This is a genomic window from Plantactinospora solaniradicis (assembly GCF_042658085.1).
Classification (GTDB): domain Bacteria; phylum Actinomycetota; class Actinomycetes; order Mycobacteriales; family Micromonosporaceae; genus Plantactinospora; species Plantactinospora solaniradicis.
On the sequence record NZ_JBHSPR010000018.1, the window covers coordinates 1 to 16,481 of the forward strand.

15 protein-coding genes are annotated in these 16,481 nt (G+C 71.1%); 5 read left to right on the forward strand and 10 right to left on the reverse strand.

From position 1 onward, the window contains the following. Window positions 1-449 precede the first annotated feature (449 nt). On the reverse strand, window positions 450-1,322 hold the full coding sequence (locus tag ACFP2T_RS21695) for an alpha/beta fold hydrolase (RefSeq protein ID WP_377424542.1): 873 nt from the start codon (window positions 1,320-1,322) through the stop codon (window positions 450-452). A 52-nt stretch (window positions 1,323-1,374) separates the two neighbouring features. Here ACFP2T_RS21695 and ACFP2T_RS21700 point away from each other — a divergent pair, with 52 nt between their 5' ends. Continuing rightward, window positions 1,375-2,877 (forward strand): leucine-rich repeat domain-containing protein, encoded by a 1,503-nt coding sequence (locus tag ACFP2T_RS21700; protein ID WP_377424543.1) that lies wholly within the window; start codon window positions 1,375-1,377, stop codon window positions 2,875-2,877. 15 nt (window positions 2,878-2,892) lie between these two features. Here the strand turns inward: ACFP2T_RS21700 and ACFP2T_RS21705 are convergent, their stop codons facing one another. Next, window positions 2,893-4,044 carry a MalY/PatB family protein gene (locus tag ACFP2T_RS21705; protein WP_377425173.1) on the reverse strand — a complete coding sequence of 384 codons (1,152 nt, stop codon included), beginning with the start codon at window positions 4,042-4,044 and terminating at the stop codon, window positions 2,893-2,895. Window positions 4,045-4,117: 73 nt separating this feature from the next. Here ACFP2T_RS21705 and ACFP2T_RS21710 point away from each other — a divergent pair, with 73 nt between their 5' ends. Continuing rightward, window positions 4,118-5,260 (forward strand): epoxide hydrolase family protein, encoded by a 1,143-nt coding sequence (locus ACFP2T_RS21710; RefSeq protein ID WP_377424544.1) that lies wholly within the window; start codon window positions 4,118-4,120, stop codon window positions 5,258-5,260. A 4-nt stretch (window positions 5,261-5,264) separates the two neighbouring features. Here ACFP2T_RS21710 and ACFP2T_RS21715 read toward each other — a convergent pair whose 3' ends face one another. Beyond that, complete coding sequence (locus ACFP2T_RS21715) at window positions 5,265-5,783, reverse strand: hypothetical protein (protein ID WP_377424545.1); 519 nt, start codon at window positions 5,781-5,783, stop codon at window positions 5,265-5,267. Between the two features lie 61 nt (window positions 5,784-5,844). Here ACFP2T_RS21715 and ACFP2T_RS21720 point away from each other — a divergent pair, with 61 nt between their 5' ends. Then, a complete protein-coding gene (locus ACFP2T_RS21720) occupies window positions 5,845-6,087 on the forward strand; it encodes a cell division protein SepF (protein WP_377424546.1) in 243 nt (80 codons plus the stop codon). A gap of 117 nt (window positions 6,088-6,204) precedes the next feature. Next, complete coding sequence (locus ACFP2T_RS21725) at window positions 6,205-6,450, forward strand: hypothetical protein (RefSeq protein WP_377424548.1); 246 nt, start codon at window positions 6,205-6,207, stop codon at window positions 6,448-6,450. 137 nt (window positions 6,451-6,587) lie between these two features. Here the strand turns inward: ACFP2T_RS21725 and ACFP2T_RS21730 are convergent, their stop codons facing one another. Then, window positions 6,588-7,184 (reverse strand): hypothetical protein, encoded by a 597-nt coding sequence (locus ACFP2T_RS21730; protein WP_377424550.1) that lies wholly within the window; start codon window positions 7,182-7,184, stop codon window positions 6,588-6,590. Between the two features lie 5 nt (window positions 7,185-7,189). Continuing rightward, on the reverse strand, window positions 7,190-7,702 hold the full coding sequence (locus tag ACFP2T_RS21735; RefSeq protein ID WP_377424552.1) for a MarR family winged helix-turn-helix transcriptional regulator: 513 nt from the start codon (window positions 7,700-7,702) through the stop codon (window positions 7,190-7,192). A gap of 105 nt (window positions 7,703-7,807) precedes the next feature. Here ACFP2T_RS21735 and ACFP2T_RS21740 point away from each other — a divergent pair, with 105 nt between their 5' ends. Next, window positions 7,808-8,371: a YceI family protein gene (locus ACFP2T_RS21740; protein ID WP_377424554.1), complete on the forward strand. Its 564-nt coding sequence runs from the start codon at window positions 7,808-7,810 to the stop codon at window positions 8,369-8,371. A gap of 12 nt (window positions 8,372-8,383) precedes the next feature. Here the strand turns inward: ACFP2T_RS21740 and ACFP2T_RS21745 are convergent, their stop codons facing one another. The 5 genes from ACFP2T_RS21745 to ACFP2T_RS21765 form a co-directional block, all read right to left on the reverse strand. Beyond that, complete coding sequence (locus tag ACFP2T_RS21745; RefSeq protein ID WP_377424555.1) at window positions 8,384-10,285, reverse strand: ABC transporter ATP-binding protein; 1,902 nt, start codon at window positions 10,283-10,285, stop codon at window positions 8,384-8,386. Between the two features lie 163 nt (window positions 10,286-10,448). After that, window positions 10,449-12,791: an endopeptidase La gene (gene lon, locus ACFP2T_RS21750; RefSeq protein ID WP_377424557.1), complete on the reverse strand. Its 2,343-nt coding sequence runs from the start codon at window positions 12,789-12,791 to the stop codon at window positions 10,449-10,451. 117 nt (window positions 12,792-12,908) lie between these two features. Continuing rightward, a complete protein-coding gene (locus tag ACFP2T_RS21755; protein WP_377424558.1) occupies window positions 12,909-14,105 on the reverse strand; it encodes a PP2C family protein-serine/threonine phosphatase in 1,197 nt (398 codons plus the stop codon). A 136-nt stretch (window positions 14,106-14,241) separates the two neighbouring features. Continuing rightward, window positions 14,242-15,258, reverse strand: coding sequence for a hypothetical protein (locus tag ACFP2T_RS21760; RefSeq protein WP_377424560.1), 1,017 nt, complete (start codon window positions 15,256-15,258; stop codon window positions 14,242-14,244). A gap of 43 nt (window positions 15,259-15,301) precedes the next feature. Continuing rightward, window positions 15,302-16,333, reverse strand: a complete 1,032-nt coding sequence (locus tag ACFP2T_RS21765; protein WP_377424562.1) for a helix-turn-helix transcriptional regulator — start codon at window positions 16,331-16,333, stop codon at window positions 15,302-15,304. Between the last annotated feature and the right edge of the window lie 148 nt (window positions 16,334-16,481).

Genomic DNA, 16,481 nt, shown 5'->3' on the forward strand with positions numbered 1-16,481 from the left:
ACCGCGATCCACGCGACGCGCGGGGGTGCGCGTCACCATCAACGGCTCGTCAGAAAGGAAAACAGCGGGGAGATCCCCGCCGGGCGCCCAGGCGATCAGCACTACTGTGCGTGCTCCGGGCGTACGGGAGATGTAACCACGGGCCGGCGGTCGGCATTCCCGGGTTCCCGGCCACCCGACCGTGTCTGACCACGGGCGGATCACCGGACCCGGGGACCCGAACCGGGCCCCAACCCGACAGACAACCCCAGACCCCGACCTGCGCCGGGGGCGGGCTGCTGCGGACCTACGCCGGGTACAACCGTGGCGGGCCCCCGGGTGTTCCCGCCAACCGGCCCATCCACCAAACTGATCATGCCGAGATCCGGACATCGGGCCAGAAACCGCCCGATCCGGCGCGAGATGGCCACACCAGTACTCGGATCAAGGGCCGGTCCGGCGAGGCAGGCTCAGTCCCGGGGCGTCAGACCGTACGGCTCCAGCAGGCCCGCCACCGCCGCCGGGTCCTCGACGTGGGCGTTGTGTCCCAGTCCGGGCAGTGTCGTCGCCGGTACGCCCAGCCGGGCGAGATCGTCGTCGCTGACCAGCGGGTCCCGCTCTCCCCTGGCCAGCAGCACCGGAGCCGGTACGGCGCCCAGCAGCAGGTCGGCGATCACCGGTGCCCCGACGGCGAAGGCGCGGGGGTCCATGGCCAGCCGCCACCGCCCGTCCGCCGCGGCCACCAGCCCGGCGTCCACTTCGGAGTCGTCGGCGTCGAGCAGGCCGGTCAGCCCGGAGATTCGCAGGTACCGCTGGGCCGCCTCGGCCCGGGAGTCGTACCAGGCCACCGGCCGCTCGGCCAGCACACCGGTCCTGGCCAGTTCGTCCGGGGTCCAGGCGACCTTCACGCCGATCCCGACGACGGCCTCCACCGACCAGCCGGCCCTGGCACCCGCCGAAGGCCCCGCACCGCCGACACCAGCCGAAGCCCTCGCACCGCCCACGCCGGCCGGAGACCGGGCACCGACCATGCCGGCCAGGGCCAGTCCGACCGCACCGCCCAGCGACTGTCCCAGCACCACCACCCGGTCGCCGGGATCCAGCAACCCGGCGATCGCGGCGGCGAAGGACTCGAACGTGTACCGGTCGAGCGGTGCCGAGCCGCCGTGTCCCGGCAGGTCCGGCGCCAGCCACCGGCCCGGCCACCGTTTGCCGAGCAGGTCGCACCAGCCGCGCCAGACGTCACCGGTCGCGCCCATCCCGTGCAACAGCAGCAGTACGGGCTGCCCGGCACCACCCTCGGTCACCCGTACGCCGTTCCGGGTCGCTACGCCGTCGTTCATGCCGAGCAGTCTGCCACCGGGAGTCGTCGTACCGGCTACGTAGCATCGCGCAGTGCCGACCGCCGCCTTCCCCGCCGAGGTCCGACCCGGCAGCGTCGCCGCGATGCCCCTGCCGCTCGGCGGGTACGGCGCCTGCCAGGTCGCGAGCGTCGCGCCGGACAGTGCGCTGGTCCACCTGCTGGACTGGTACTCGGCGGAGACGCCCACGTTGGCGCAGCTCGCCGGGGCCGGGCCGCTGCGCCTCGACCACCACGCGCACGACGGGCGGCCGGACGGCGTGGGAGTCTTCGCGCACCACCCCGTCCCACCCGACTTCACCTGGCTGGGCGTCCAACCGGTGCGCCCGGAGGTGTCGACGACGCCGAACGGGTACGCCGAATGGCTGTACCTTCCGCGCCAGGTCGTCGCGCAACGCCGCTGGGAGCGACTGCCCGCGGCCTCGAAGGCGGCGTACCGGGCGGGGGCCGGTCGTGGCCCGGTTCGGGTAAACCTCGGCGGACAGCCGGCGGAGATGGGCGCGGGCGTCGGACAGCTCGACCTGACCCGGTCGCCCCTGGTGCCGACGTCGGGCGACGTCCGGTGGGCCGGGCTGGACGCCCTGCCCCGGTGCACCACCCTCTTCTGGTCGGGACCGGACCGGGGCCTGTCCGACTTCCTCGCGACCCGACCGATGATTTCCTATCTGGGCTGGCGGGACGCGCCGCCGGAGGTGAACCTCGGCGACTCCGGCCTGACGGACCTGGCGTTGTCCGGCTCCGACCTCCGGACCGTACGGCTGCCACCCGAACTGCTCGGTCTCACCCTGCTCGGCGGCCTCCCGCGTACCGTGCTGGTGGCCGAGCGGGGTCGCTGGCTCGACCTCACCGCCGAGGTTCCGGCGGTGCCGGCCCCGCTACCGGAAGGACTTCGTGCGGTACGACACCTCGTGCTGCGCGGCGACGGGGTGATCCTGGCGGCGCCTCTCGGGGTACTCACCGAACTCGAAACGCTCAGCATCAGCTGGCAGAAGCCGCCGGGCCGGCTCGTCGACCCGGATGCCATGGCGTCGCTGCACCGCTTGCACACCCTGCGACTCGGCAACGCATACGGTTGCGACGCGGCAACCCTGCCCGACCTGCCACGGCTTCGCCGTCTGGAGGTCGACGGGCTTCCCCGTTCGGTCGTCGCCCCGCTCAAGGCCCGCTACCGGAACACCGAAGTCGGCCTCACGGTGCGCGGCGCGAAGGCCGACACCTGGTTGGCCGCCAACGTCGGCAACCCGTTCCGGGACTGGGTCGACGACGATCCGCGCGGCGGCGCCGCCGCGTGCCGGGCGTACGCCGCCGCACTGCGTGCCGTCGACCGGCTGCCCACCGACCACCCGTCCCGTACCGGCGAGGTCGAACGAATCCTGAAGACCCTGGTCGACGCCCTGAACAGGGCCGACGAAAAGTACGGGCTCATCGACACCGTCAACCGGGAGGAGGCCGGGGACGCGTTCGCCGGCCTGGCCCGGCGAGCCGGGGTGCCGGCCGAGCAGGCCGATTCCTGGTTCGACGAGTGGCGCGACTTCTGAGCGGCGGCGGTCGACTCAGCGCAGTGCGGCGGCCATCCGGCGGACGGCCTCGGTGACCAGTTCCTTGGAGGTGCCGAAGTTGAACCGGACGTGTCCGGTCCCGCCGGTGCCGAAGACCGCTCCCGGCACGACGGCGACTTGGCCACGCTCCAGGAACACCCCGGCCGGGTCCGCGCGCCGGTCGTCGGCCCCGCCGCCGGGCAGTTCCAACTCCCGGCAGTCCAGCCAGGCCAGATAGGTGCCGTCCGGAATCCGGTACCGGACCTGGGGCAGTTGCTCGGCGAGCAGGGTGCCCAGCAGTCGACGGTTGTGATCCAGGCCCGCCAGGAGACCGTCGAGCCACGGCACGCCGTACCGGAGCGCGGCGACGTGCGCGATCACGCCGAGATGGGAGGCACCGTCGCCGGCCACCTTCGGCATCCGGGCCAGGTCGGCCGCCGCCTCCGGGCCGGCGACCGCCACCGCGGCCTTCACCCCGGCCAGGTTCCACGCCTTCGACGCGGACAGCAGCGCGAAGCCGCGTTCACTGCCGGGCAACGAGAGGTACGGCAGGAACGTCGCCCCGGGATGGACCAGCGGCGCGTGGATCTCGTCCACCACCACGCGTACGCCGTGCCGGTCGGCCAGCTCGGTCACCATCGCGAGTTCGTCGGCGGTGTGCACGGTGCCGGTCGGGTTGTGCGGGCTGCACAGCAGGAAGGCTGCCCGCCGCCCGCCAGCGACGGCTTCGGCGAACGCCCGGTCCAGCGCCTCCGGGTCGAGCCGGTGGTCTGCGCGGAGCGGCGCCTCGACGACCCGTCGGTCCATCCCGGCGATGAAGTCGAAGAACGGCGGGTACACCGGCGGGTTGATGACCACCGCGTCGCCGTGCCCGGTGAGCAGCTTCAGCACCTCGACGATGCCCAGCATCACGTCCGGCACGATCGCGGTGTGCTCGATCTTCGGCGTCCAACCCCAGCGCTGACCGGCGAACTCGGCGAGCGCCTCGGCGTAGTCCGTACCACTCGGGTACCCGGTGTCGCTGAGCGCGATCGCGTCGGTCAGCGCCTGGGCGACCGGCTCGGCGAGCGGTACGTCCATCTCGGCGACCCAGGCCGGCAGGACGTCCGGCGGGTACCGCCGCCACTTCTCACTCGTACGGCGGCGGAGATCCTCCAACGACAGCATCTGCAAGGGGTTGCCCACGGCACCACGCTATATCCGGTGTACCTGGGCGCCGGAACGGGCAGCAGACCTCCACATGGCAGATGTCCACGACTTTCGGATCAACATCCCCCACCCCGCCCTGGACGACCTGCGGGAACGCCTACGCCGAACCCGGTGGCCGGCCGGGCTGCCGGGCGTCGGCTGGGACCGGGGCGTACCGGTCGACTACCTGACCGAGTTGGTGCGGCACTGGCTGCACGGGTACGACTGGCGGGCCTGGGAGGCGCGGCTGAACGAGTTCGCCCAGTTCACCACCGACATCGACGGTCAGCGCCTGCACTTCCTGCACGTCCGGTCACCCGAGCCGGACGCGATGCCGCTGATCCTCACGCACGGCTGGCCAGGATCGATAGTCGAGTTCCTGTACGTCATGGGACCGCTCACCGACCCACGCGCCCACGGCGACGATCCGGCCGACGCGTTCCACGTCGTCGCCCCGTCGGTGCCCGGGTTCGGGTTCTCCACCCCACTGTCCGAGCCGGGCTGGAACCACGACCGGATCGCCCGAGCCTGGGCGGAGTTGATGGCCCGGCTCGGCTACCACCGGTACGGCGCGCAGGGCGGCGACACCGGCTCGGTCGTCTCACCCCTGCTCGGCAGGCTGGCCCCGGAGCGGGTCGTCGGAGTGCATCTCAACGGCGGGTTGGCGTTCCCGTCCGCCGATCCGGCGGACCTCGTCGGACTCACCGACACCGAACAGGCCCGAATCGCCGCCGCAGAGCAGGTCCGGCGGTACGGCACCGGCTACGCCGACATCCAGGGCACCCGACCCCAGACCCTGGCGTACGCGTTGACCGACTCGCCCGTCGGCCAGCTCGGCTGGATCCTCGACAAGTTCAAGGAGTGGACGGATCCGGCACACGAGCTGCCGCACGAGGCGGTGGACCGGGACGTCCTGCTCACCAACGCCACGCTCTACTGGCTGACCGGCACCGGTGCCACCTCGGCCCAGCTCTACTACGAGACCCGGGCGGCCTCGCCGGGGCCGGTCGTACGCTCCACGGTGCCGACCGGAGTCGCGGTCTTCCCGACCGATCCCGCCATCCGCCGGATATCGGAACGGGAGCACAACGTCGTGCACTGGTCGGAGTTCGACCGGGGCGGACACTTCGCCGCCCTGGAAGCGCCCGAACTGCTCGTCGACGACATCCGGGCGTTCTTCCGCCGCCTTCGTTAGCGGGTCAGCCGCCAGTAAAGACCCGGTCCCGGTCGAACGGACAGTCGGGGGCGTCGTCTCCGAACAGCTCGGCGACGAGGAACCGGGGACTCGGCAGACCACGGCTCGGCACCCGGTCCCCCCAACGCCACTCGGCATCCCAGGCGCCGTCGCTGTGGATCGCGAACCCGTCTGGAAGCAGCCGGTGGCAGCGGAGCAGGATCGCGGTCACCGCGAGGTCGTAGGGGTGCCGACCGGTCTTACAGAACCCGACCACCCGACCGTCGCTGGTCAGGTGCCGGCTGCCCGGCCAGCGTGGCGCCAACACCAGCGGCTCGCAGTACTGCTCGTCGTCCACGCTGCCGTTGACGGCGATCACCTCGTACTCGGGCGGCATCGTCCCCTCGAAGGGATCCCGGCAGAGCCGTACCCCGGTCGCCTCCACCCGGTCGAGGATCAGCGCGGCGTCGACCCGCATCCGGGGCCAGGCCTGACGGAACGGCGCGCTCTCCGGGGCGTACGAGAAGTAGTGGGTGTAGCCCATGCCAGGGATTGTCGCGCCGCGTGGCCCTGGAGTTTGCCCCCAGGTGGAGGAGACTGGGGCAATGGTCAAGACGCTGCATCCTCGGAGTTACGACGAGGTGATCCACGTCGGGCACTACTTCTGCCACGGCTTCGCGGTGGTGATGGACCTGACGAGCCTGACGGACGCGGACGCGATGCCACTGGTCGACTTCGCCGCCGGCCTGGTCGTCGGCCGCGACGGCGCCATGGAACGGGTCGCTCCGAAGGTGTTCCTGCTCCGGCCTCGGGAGACGTTCCGAGCAGCGGCCCAGCATCCGGCCTAGCGGCGCCCACGAGGAGCCCCGGTGCAACGGCCAGAGTTGATCGCAGCACTTAGGCGCGGCACGCTGCTCGTCGCACCCTGTCCAGCCGTACGGCCTGGCTGGCGCGCCTGGGTCTGCGTGTCCGGACCCTCAAGCAACGACGCCGGCCCCGGTTGGCGCAACCGCGACCTCACGCTCTACTGGCAGGTCCGCGAGTGGGATCCCGTCTACATCGTCGAAGACTGGTGCTGGGCCGAGAACGACGGCATGCACGCTCTCGAACGGCACATCTCGAACGGCGAGGACCAGCTCTGGCCGATGATCGACCGTTTCGGCGGCCCAGCGGCCTTCACCTACCCGTGGTACACGGACTTCCCCGGCTGACGCCCCCTCTCCCCGCCGCTAACCGCGTCAACGGTGAGCCGGAGGCGGTCAGTGGAACACCAGTGCTGTCAAACTCCTCGGATAACCTCACTGGTGTTCCAGTCACGGAGCCACCGGGGGTGCCCCCGGGGCGTCGGTTAGGGCAGCTGTACGGGGTATGAGCCGGGGCCGTACGGCATCGAGCTGGGCTGCACCGGGTAGGTCTCCCGGCGCTCGGCCTGGGCGAACCCGGCGGACCGGCTCTCCACCTGTGGCCAGCCACCGGCCTCGTGGAACAGCCGCATCGCGGTCGCCACGACCTCGGCCAGCGACTCGTTGGCCTCGATCTCGATGCTGGCGCCGGGGGTGTCGATCCGGACCTTGGTCGGATGCGACGAACTGCCGCTGGCCGAGGTCGGCCGCTCCGACTTTCCCAGCGACGATCCCGAGTCGGACGTTGACGACGCCGAGGGCGCCGGTACCGGGTGCGACGGATCGCCGGCGGCCGGCGGGACCGGCGACTCGGGCAGCGGTGACGGCTCCGGCACCGTCTCCGGGGGCGGCGGCTGCTCCGGGGGCGGCACCGTCTCCGGAGACGGCGGCTGCTCCGGGGGCTGCGGCTGCTCCGGCGGAGGCGAGGTCTCCGGCGGCGACGGCTGGGCCGGGAGCGACGCGCTGGGCGACGCACTGGGCGACGGCTGGACGGGGAGCGACGCGTTGGGCGGCGACTCGGAACGGGGTGGCTCACTTGTCACGGATGTCATTGTCCGGCCGTACCTCGGCGGCCTGCCACGGCGGTCGGGGTGCCCTCGGTCTCCTCCTGGGCCAGCCGGTCGAGCACACGTTCGGAGATCGCGGTGAATGTGGCGATCTCCTCCTCGCTGAGAAGATCCACGAAGAGCCGGCGCACGGTGGCGACGTGTCCCGGCGCGGCGGATTCGATGGCCCGGCGGCCGGCGGCGGTGAGCTGGATGATGATGCCCCGGGCGTCACCCGGGCACTCGGCGCGGGTGACCAGTCCCCGGCCCTCCATCCGACGTACCTGGTGGGCCAGGCGGCTGCGGTCCCAGTCGAGCATCTGCCGGAGGTCCCTGGCCCGGATCTGCTGTTCCGGCGACTCGGAGAGCGGCACCAGCAGCTCGTAGTCGGCGACCGAGAGCCCGGCGTCCCGGACCAGTTGTCGGTCGATCGCGGTCGCGAACCGGCGCTGCATCTCGCCGTACGCGCGCCACATCCGACCCTCGCGCTCATCGAGCCACCTCGGTGCGGTCACGCCCGAATCCTATCCAGGTGAATTGTTGACACGTCAGCAAAGGTGGCCATAGATTGCTGACACGTCAGCAAAATGGCTGCGCCCCACCACACTCCGGAGGGCTCGATGAACTCAACCGGCACCGCCGGCCGGGTACGGACCGGCACCTACACCCTTGATCCCGCGCACAGCAGACTCGGCTTCGTCGCCCGGCACGCGATGGTCACCAAGGTCCGGGGCGGCTTCAACGCCTTCGACGGCACCGGCCACCTCGACGCCGACGACCCGACCAGGTCGACCGCCCAGGTCACCATCGAGGTGGCGTCGGTGGACACCCGGAACGAGCAGCGGGACGCCCACCTGCGTACGAACGACTTCCTGGATGCCACGAACCACCCGTTGATCACCTTCGCCACTACGGCGGTGCAGCGGGTCGACGACGTGCACTACCTGGTGACCGGCGACCTGACCATCAAGGGGATCACCCGGCCGATCACCATCGAGTTCGAGTTCAACGGCTCCGCCGTCGACACGACGGGCGCCGAGCGGGTCGGGTTCTCGGGCACGGCGACCATCAACCGTAGGGACTTCGGCGTCAGCTTCAACGCCGTGCTGGAGACCGGCGGGGTGATGGTCTCCGAGCAGATCGGTCTGGAGTTCGACATCTCCGCCGTACGCGTCCCCGACTGACCACCCACCGACTCAACCGGGCACCAGTTCGCCCCGGTCGGCTTCGGCCCGGTCGCCCTGGTCGAACTGGGTCCGGTACAGCTCCTCGTACCGGCCACCGGTGGCGAGCAGCTCGTCGTGGGTGCCGCGCTCCAGGATGCGCCCGTCCTCGATCACCAGGATCTGGTCGGCGGCCCGTACGGTGGAGAGCCGGTGTGCGATCACCAGGGCGGTACGGTCGGCCAGCGCCTCGCCGAGTGCCGCCTGCACCGCCGCCTCCGAGGTCGAGTCCAGGTGTGCGGTCGCCTCGTCCAGGATCACCACCCGGGGGCGGGCCAGCAGTAGCCGGGCGATGGTCAACCGCTGACGTTCACCGCCGGAGAGCCGGTACCCACGCTCGCCGACCACGGTGTCGAGTCCGTCGGGAAGTCCGCCGATGAGGTCGGCGAGTCGGGCCCGGCGCAGCGCGTCCCAGAGTTCTTCCTCGGTCGCCTCGGGTCGGGCCAGCAGCAGGTTGGACCGGATCGAGTCGTGGAACAGGTGCCCGTCCTGGGTGACCAGGCCGAGCGTGTCCCGGATCGAGTCGGCGGACAGGTCCCGGACGTCCTGCCCCGCGAGGCGTACGGCTCCGGAGTCGACGTCGTAGAGCCGGGGTACGAGCTGCGCGATGGTGGACTTGCCGGCACCGGAGGAGCCGACCAGCGCCACCAGTTGGCCCGGCTCGACCTTGAACGACACCTCGTGCAGCACGTCGACACCGCCCCGGGTGTCCAGGTTCGCCACCTCCTCCAGCGAGGCGAGCGACACCTTGTCGGCGGACGGGTAGCCGAACCGCACCCCGTCCAGCTCGACCGAGACCGGTCCGTCCGGCACCTGCCTGGCGTCCGGCTTCTCGGTGATCAGCGGCTTCAGGTCGAGCACCTCGAAGACCCGCTCGAAGCTCACGAGTGCGCTCATCACCTCGACCCGGGCGCTGGCCAGTGCGGTCAGCGGGGCGTAGAGGCGGGTGAGCAGCAGGGCGAGCGCGACGACGGCTCCGGGCTCCAACTGGCCGCGCAGGGCGTAGAAGCCGCCGAGGCCGTAGACGAGGGCGAGCGCGAGCGCCGAGACCAGGGTGAGCGCGGTGATGAAGACCGACTGGACCATCGCGGTGCGTACCCCGATGTCCCGGACCCGGCGGGCCCGCTCGGCGAACTCGGCCGACTCGTGCGCCGGTCGGCCGAAGAGCTTGATCAGCGTCGCCCCGGGTGCGGAGAACCGCTCGGTCATCTGGGTGCTCATCGTCGCGTTGTGGTTGGCCGCCTCCCGCTCCAGCCGGGCCAGTCGGTTGCCCATCCGGCGGGCCGGCAGCACGAAGACCGGCAGCAGCACCAGCGCGAGCAGGGTGATCCGCCACGAGATCCCGATCATCACCACCAGGGTGAGGAGCAGCGTGACCAGGTTGCCGACCATGCCGGAGAGGGTGTCGCTGAACGCCCGCTGCGCGCCGATGACGTCGTTGTTCAGCCGACTCACCAGCGCCCCGGTGCGGGTCCGGGTGAAGAACGCGACCGGCATCTTCTGCACGTGGTCGAAGACGGTGGTGCGCAGGTCGAGGATCAGGCCCTCACCGATGCTCGCCGACATGAACCGGGTGAGCAGCCCGAGACCGGCCTCGGCCAGCGCGACGACCCCGATCAGCACGGCGAGCCCGATCACCAGGTCGGAGTCGGCGCCGTTGACGATCGCGTCGACCACCCGGCCGGCGAGCACCGGGGTGGCCACCGCCAACACGGCCATCACCACGCTGAGCAGCAGGTAGGTCGTCAGCCGTCGACGATGTCGCCGGGCGAAGCCGGCGATGCGCCGCAGCGTGGCCATCGAGAACGGCCGCTTGTCCTGCTGGGCGTGCATCGAGTTGTACATCGACATCCACGCCGTGACTTCCATGTCCATCGCACGCACCCCCACCGGTCGGACACGCGAACCGTACCGACAGCCACCGACACTAGGACCTCAAGCAATGTTCAGGTCAACGCAATTAGCCGGTGAGTCGGGAGGTGGACAGCGCGAAGGGGCGCCCTCCGGACGGAGGACGCCCCTTCGCGTACCGCTTCGCTCAGGCCGCGGCGAGCGCCGGGCCGTCGACGGTGCCGAACTCGCCGAGGTCCTCGGCCGGCCGCAGGGCCAGCGCGAGTACGTCCGCGACGTCGGCCAGGGTGTGCACGGTCAACTGCTCCCGCACCTCGGCCGGCAGGTCGTCGAGGTCCGGCTCGTTGCGGGCCGGGATGATCACCTCGGTCAGGCCGGCACGGTGCGCGGCGAGCAGCTTCTGCTTCACCCCACCGATCGGCAGTACCCGACCGGACAGGGTGACCTCACCGGTCATCCCGAACTCCGGGCGTACCGGCCGGCCGCTGGCCAGCGAGGCCAGCGCGGTGACCATCGTGATGCCCGCGCTCGGGCCGTCCTTCGGCACCGCACCCGCCGGAACGTGCAGGTGGATCCGCCGCCCGGCCAGCGCGTTCGGGTCCAGCCCCAGCGCCCGGCCGTTCGACCGGAGGTAGGAGAGCGCGATGTGCGCGGACTCCTTCATCACGTCGCCGAGCTGTCCGGTCAGGGTCAGCCCCGGCTCGCCCTCCATGCTGGTCGCCTCGATGAACAGGACGTCACCGCCGGCACCCGTCACCGCGAGCCCGGTGGCCACCCCGGGTACCGCCGTCCGCTCCGCCGACTCCGGCGTGAACTTGGGCCGGCCCAGGTAGCTGGCCAGGTTGTCGGTGTCGACCCGGACCGGTCCCTCGGCCCCGGCCAGCGCGACCGCGACCTTGCGGAGGATCTTCGCCAGCGCGCGTTCGAGCTGCCGTACTCCTGCCTCGCGGGTGTACTCGGCGGCGATCCGGCCCAGCGCCTCGTCGGCGATGCTCACCTCGTCGGCGGTCAGTCCGGCCCGCTCCAACTGCCTCGGCAGCAGGTGGTCCCGGGCGATCGCGACCTTCTCGTCCTCGGTGTAGCCGTCGAGGGTGACCAGTTCCATCCGGTCCAGCAGCGGACCGGGGATCGCGTCGACCACGTTGGCGGTCGCCAGGAAGAGCACGTCCGACAGGTCGAGGTCGACCTCCAGGTAGTGGTCCCGGAACGTGTGGTTCTGCGCCGGGTCCAGCACCTCCAGCAGGGCGGCGGCCGGGTCACCGGCGTACCCCGCCGAGATCTTGTCCACCTCGTCGAGCAGCACGACCGGGTTCATCGAACCCGCCTCACGCAGCGCCCGGACGATCCGGCCGGGCAGCGCGCCGACGTACGTCCGGCGGTGGCCACGGATCTCGGCCTCGTCCCGGATGCCGCCGAGCGAGACCCGGACGAACTTCCGACCGAGCGCCCGGGCGACCGACTCGCCGAGGCTGGTCTTGCCGACTCCGGGCGGACCGCCCAGGGCCAGCACCGCACCCGAGCCACGGCCGCCGACCACCTGGAGGTTGCGGGCCGCGCGCCGGTTGCGCACCGCCAGGTACTCCAGGATCCGGTCCTTCACGTCGGACAGGCCGGCGTGGTCGGCGTCCAGCACCTCCCGGGCCTGGACCAGGTCGGTGTTGTCCTCGGTACGCGTGCTCCACGGCATCTCCAGCACCGTGTCGAGCCAGGTACGGATCCAGCCCGCCTCCGGAGAGGCGTCGCTGGCCCGCTCCAGCTTGCCGACCTCGCGCAGTGCCGCTTCGCGTACCTTCTCGGGCAGTTCGGCGGCCTCGACCCGGGACCGGTAGTCGGCCGAGCCGTCCGGCTCGTCCTCGCCCAGTTCCTTGCGGATCGCGGCGAGCTGCTGGCGGAGCAGGAACTCGCGTTGGGACTTCTCCAGCCCCTCCCGCACGTCGGAGTTGATCTGCTCGGTGACCTCCTGCTCGGCCAGGTAGTCCCGGACCCAGGTGACCAGCAGTTCGAGCCGGCTGGTCACGTCCGGAGCGCCGAGCAGTTCGATCTTCTGTTCCAGGGTGAGCCACGGCGCGTAGCCGGCCGAGTCGGCCAGTTCGGAGAGGTCGGTCATCCGCTCCACCGCGTCGATCACCTGCCAGGCACCACGGTCCTGGAGCAGCGACGTCACCAGCGCCCGGTACTCCCGGGCGAGTTCCTTGGCCCGGCCGGCGGGCGCGGGCTCGTCGATCTCGATCGTCTCGACCCAGAGCGCCGCACCGGGACCGGGCACGCCCGACCCCACCCGGGCCCGGGACAGGCCACGGACCACCGCGGCGGGTTCACCGCTGGGCAGTCGGCCGACCTTCTCGATCGCGGCGACGACGCCGACGGAGCCGTACTCGCCATCGACCCGGGGCACGGCCAGAAGCTTCTTGTCGCCCGTCGCCCGGGCGGCGTCGACTGCGGACTGGGTGGTCGCGTCGAGGGTCACCGGGATGACCATGCCGGGCAGCAGGACAGCGTCGGTCAGAGGAAGAACCGGAAGAGTTGCCATCACACACCTGCCATCGATTAGTTGAGCTTGTACGACTCAAGTAACAAATGGTGCTCCGTGTTCCGGCATGTGACCCAGGCCACCTTCCGAATCGACCAACCGCGGCGATTGTCCTGTTCAGGACCTCCGAAGGCCGGATTCGTCCGGAGTCCACTCCACGAAGAGCGCGGTCGCGTCGTCCTGGAGCTGGTCGTTCTGGTGCCGCAGGATCGCGCCGACCAGCCGGCGCATGCTCTCCGGCGTCGGCAGGCCGTCGGCTAGCGCCCGGGTGACCAGGTCGACCAGGCGATCGACGCCGAACATCTCGCCGGTGGAGGAGCGCGCCTCGATGACCCCGTCGGTGTAGAGCAGCAACTGGTCGCCCGGATGCAGCATCTCCTCGACCACCCGGGGGCCGTCGGCGGACAGGTAGCCCAGCCCGAGCGGCAGCGCCGTCGGGGCCGGCAGCACCCGGCCCAGCCGGCCGCCCCGGAGCAGCAGCGGCGCCGGGTGCCCGGCGACGACCATCCGGAGCGCCCCGGTCCCGCAGTCCAACTCGGCGAGTACGGCGCTGGCGAAACTGCCCGGTCGGTGCGCATGGATCAGCTTGTCCACGCTGCGCGTCGTGTCCCGCAGGTCGAGCCCACAGCGCCGGGCGTTGCGGTAGGCCGACAGGCAGAGTGTGGCCAGCAGGCTGGCCTCGGTGCCGTGCCCGACGGCGTCGAACAGCGCCACCGAGAGCAGGTCGCCGTTGAGGGCATAGTCGAACACGTCCCCGCCGATGTCGTAACAGGGCTCCAGGATGCCGGTCACCATGGCACGGCTGGCGGTGAAGCTGAGCGGCGGCAGTTGACTCCAGACGATCTCGGCGGCGAGCTGCATCGGCTCCCGTCGCCGGATCCGCTCGATCTTGTCGCCGTACGCCCGGCGGCTGATCAGGAGCTGCGCCACCACGGCGGCCAATTCGTCCGCAGCGTCCCGTAGCTGCCCGGGTGACCCGGTCGTGGCGATCTCCACCACGCCCAGCCGGTGGCACCCGTCCACCAGCGGTACCCACAACCGGCCCGCCCGGCCCACCCGCCCGGCACGACGGTGCGTACGGCCGGCGGTGAAGGCCCGTCCGCCCAGACTCCCGTCCACCCGCAGCGGCCGGCGGCGGGGCACGCCTGGCCCGTCCAGGGGAACGAGGAAAGTCTGGTTGTAGTCGACCACGTAGATGACGATCTCGCTGGCACCCAGCGCCGGGGCGACCGCCATCACCGACTGGGGCAGATCGTCCAGCCCGGCACATGGCACGTCGGCGAGCAGCCGGCGCAGCTCGACGATCGGCTCCACGCCGCCACCTCCCCCCGCGCCCAGGGAGTTGGGCACGCGCCCGCCAACGGTACGGCGGCCATCGGACAACCGGCAGGCAGGTACCGACCCGAGCAGCCGGGCCGGGGTGTCGGGGTCAGATCGACGGGCCGCCGAGTCAGTGCGGGATGAACCAGCCCCACCGGGCCGCGCGCAGCAGTGCGGTGTGCAGGTCCGGCGCACCGAGCCGCATGGTGAGCCGGTGGGTCATCTCGGCGACGGCGCGGGCCGGAAGATCCATCGCAACCGCGATCCGTTGGTCGGACCAGCCTTCGAGCAGCATGCCCAGGATCATCAGCTCGTCCCGGCTCAGGACGGGCCGGCCGCTGGGCACGACGGATACCAGCACCAGCGCGACCAGGTGCGACGGTTCCGGAGGGCAGGCCAGCACCACGACCCGGATGAACTCGTCCTTCTCGTCGTTGCAGGTGTGTGGCCGGACCGGCCAGAGGAACGACCCACCGCCGTTGCCCAGGGCGTGCTGCCGGGCGGCTGTCGTGAGCAACGCCGAGCCCGGAGCCAGCAGGGCATGCTCCCGCAGGCCGGGTAGCGGCACGGCCGTGCCGTCCCGGGTCAGCACGACACCGCCCACCGCGTCTCGGACGATCCGGGCCAGCATCGCCACCGACCGGATCGGATCGACCAGAGTGGCGATCCGGGACGCCAGGACGCCGATCAGGTCACGCTCCTCGTTGGTCGGATGGTCCCACTTCTCGGTGTTGAAGACGAGCACCCCGAGATGTCGGCGGTCCCGGGTGAACAGGCCGACGGCCAGACCTCCGCGGAACCCGGCCGGCCGGTAGTACTCCGGCCACACCGGCAGTTCGTCGAGTGGGACCGGCGAGTCCCGGGCAGACTGCGGGGCCGGCGTCTCACTCAGCCCGCACAGGTCGATCTGATCCGCCAACTCAGGGGTACCGAAGTACCGACGGGTGCGGTCGTCGTATCCGGTGGTGGCGAGTCCGATGTACCGGGAATGCTCGTCGTCGCGCAGCCCGAGCCAGGCTGCCTGGAAGGGGAACACCCGGTGGATCAGGGCCAGTGACTCCTCCGCCTGATCGCCCAGGTTCGGTGCTGCGGCGATCCCTGCCAGTTCACGAGCGACACCCGACGCGGACGGGGGAAGCCTTCTCATCAGTCAACTCCGAAACGAGAGACGCCGGTACAAGGCGCAGGGGTCAACGGCGGATCCGGGCCAGGGGCCGCGGTACGTACAGACCCAGCCGCAGCGCCCGGACGGCGGCGAGGGTGCGGCTCGGGGCGTTCAGCTTGCTCAGGATGTGTTCGATGTGCGCGGCCACGGTGCGCTGGGCGATCAGCAACCGGTTGGCCATCCGCTGGTTGGACCAACCGTCGACGAGCAGACCGAGGATCTCCAACTCCCGCCGGGTCAGTCCGCGCAGGTCGCCGGCGGGAGAGGTCAGCACCACCGCGAGCAGGTGTGCCGGCACCGAGGCCGGACAGGACAGTACGGTGATCCGGATGTGACCTTCGGCCCCGTCCGGCGGCTGGTACGGACACAGGAACGAGGTGTGCAGGTCGCCCTCGGCCAGACCCGACGCCGCCACCTCGAGCACCACCGACCCGGGTCGCAGCGCCGGATGCCCCGCCAGCCCCGGCAGCGGCAGTACGTTGCCGGCCCGGGTCAGCACGACTCCCGCTTCCGCGTCGGCGACGATGTTCGACAGGACCACGATGGAGCGCATCGGGTCCACGGCGTCGGAGATCAACGGGGCGAGCAGCCCCAGAAAGTCGCGGGCCTCGTCGCTCGGGTACGCCGGATGGTCGGTGTGCAGGGTGATGAGTCCCAGATGCCGGCCGTCCGGACTGAACAGCGTGACGCCGACCCCCTCGCGGAAGCCCGCCGGCTCCAGGTGTTCCGCCCAGGACTGCAGTTCCGCCGGAGGAACCGGGGCGTCACGGACGCACATCGGTGGGCGATCCCGATCCATCCCGAGCAACTCCATCTCGTCGTAGTGCTCCGAACTACGCAGGTAGGCGAGAGTGGGCTCGGCGTAGCCTGATTCACCCAGTAGTCCGAACTCCCGAAGTTCCGGATTGAGCACGAACATCACGGAGCCCGTGTACGGCACGAGCCGGTGCAGGACGGCCATCAGTTCCGGCACCCGGTCGGCCGCGTCACCCGGTAGTGCCGTGATCCGCTCCACCTCGGCGGCGATCTCTGCCGCGCGGGGTGGGAGGTCAGCCATCCCCTCTTCCGACACGTCGAAGATCCAACATTGCGATCCACTCCCTCGCCGTATCGGTAGACCTGTCAATCGACAAAAACGCGCGGGTGCGTTTATCTAGGAAAACGGCGAGTGATGCCCCAGGACGCGGCGACCCGTACGAAAGGAA

Coding starts and splice junctions, on each gene's coding strand:
- ACFP2T_RS21695 (WP_377424542.1), bottom strand. CDS start 1,322: ATGAACGACGGCGTAGCGACCCGGAACGGCGTACGGGTGACCGAGGGT.
- ACFP2T_RS21705 (WP_377425173.1), bottom strand. CDS start 4,044: ATGCTGTCGTTGGAGGATCTCCGCCGCCGTACGAGTGAGAAGTGGCGG.
- ACFP2T_RS21710 (WP_377424544.1), top strand. CDS start 4,118: ATGGCAGATGTCCACGACTTTCGGATCAACATCCCCCACCCCGCCCTG.
- ACFP2T_RS21715 (WP_377424545.1), bottom strand. CDS start 5,783: ATGGGCTACACCCACTACTTCTCGTACGCCCCGGAGAGCGCGCCGTTC.
- ACFP2T_RS21720 (WP_377424546.1), top strand. CDS start 5,845: ATGGTCAAGACGCTGCATCCTCGGAGTTACGACGAGGTGATCCACGTC.
- ACFP2T_RS21740 (WP_377424554.1), top strand. CDS start 7,808: ATGAACTCAACCGGCACCGCCGGCCGGGTACGGACCGGCACCTACACC.
- ACFP2T_RS21745 (WP_377424555.1), bottom strand. CDS start 10,285: ATGGACATGGAAGTCACGGCGTGGATGTCGATGTACAACTCGATGCAC.
- lon (WP_377424557.1), bottom strand. CDS start 12,791: ATGGCAACTCTTCCGGTTCTTCCTCTGACCGACGCTGTCCTGCTGCCC.
- ACFP2T_RS21760 (WP_377424560.1), bottom strand. CDS start 15,258: ATGAGAAGGCTTCCCCCGTCCGCGTCGGGTGTCGCTCGTGAACTGGCA.
- ACFP2T_RS21765 (WP_377424562.1), bottom strand. CDS start 16,333: ATGGCTGACCTCCCACCCCGCGCGGCAGAGATCGCCGCCGAGGTGGAG.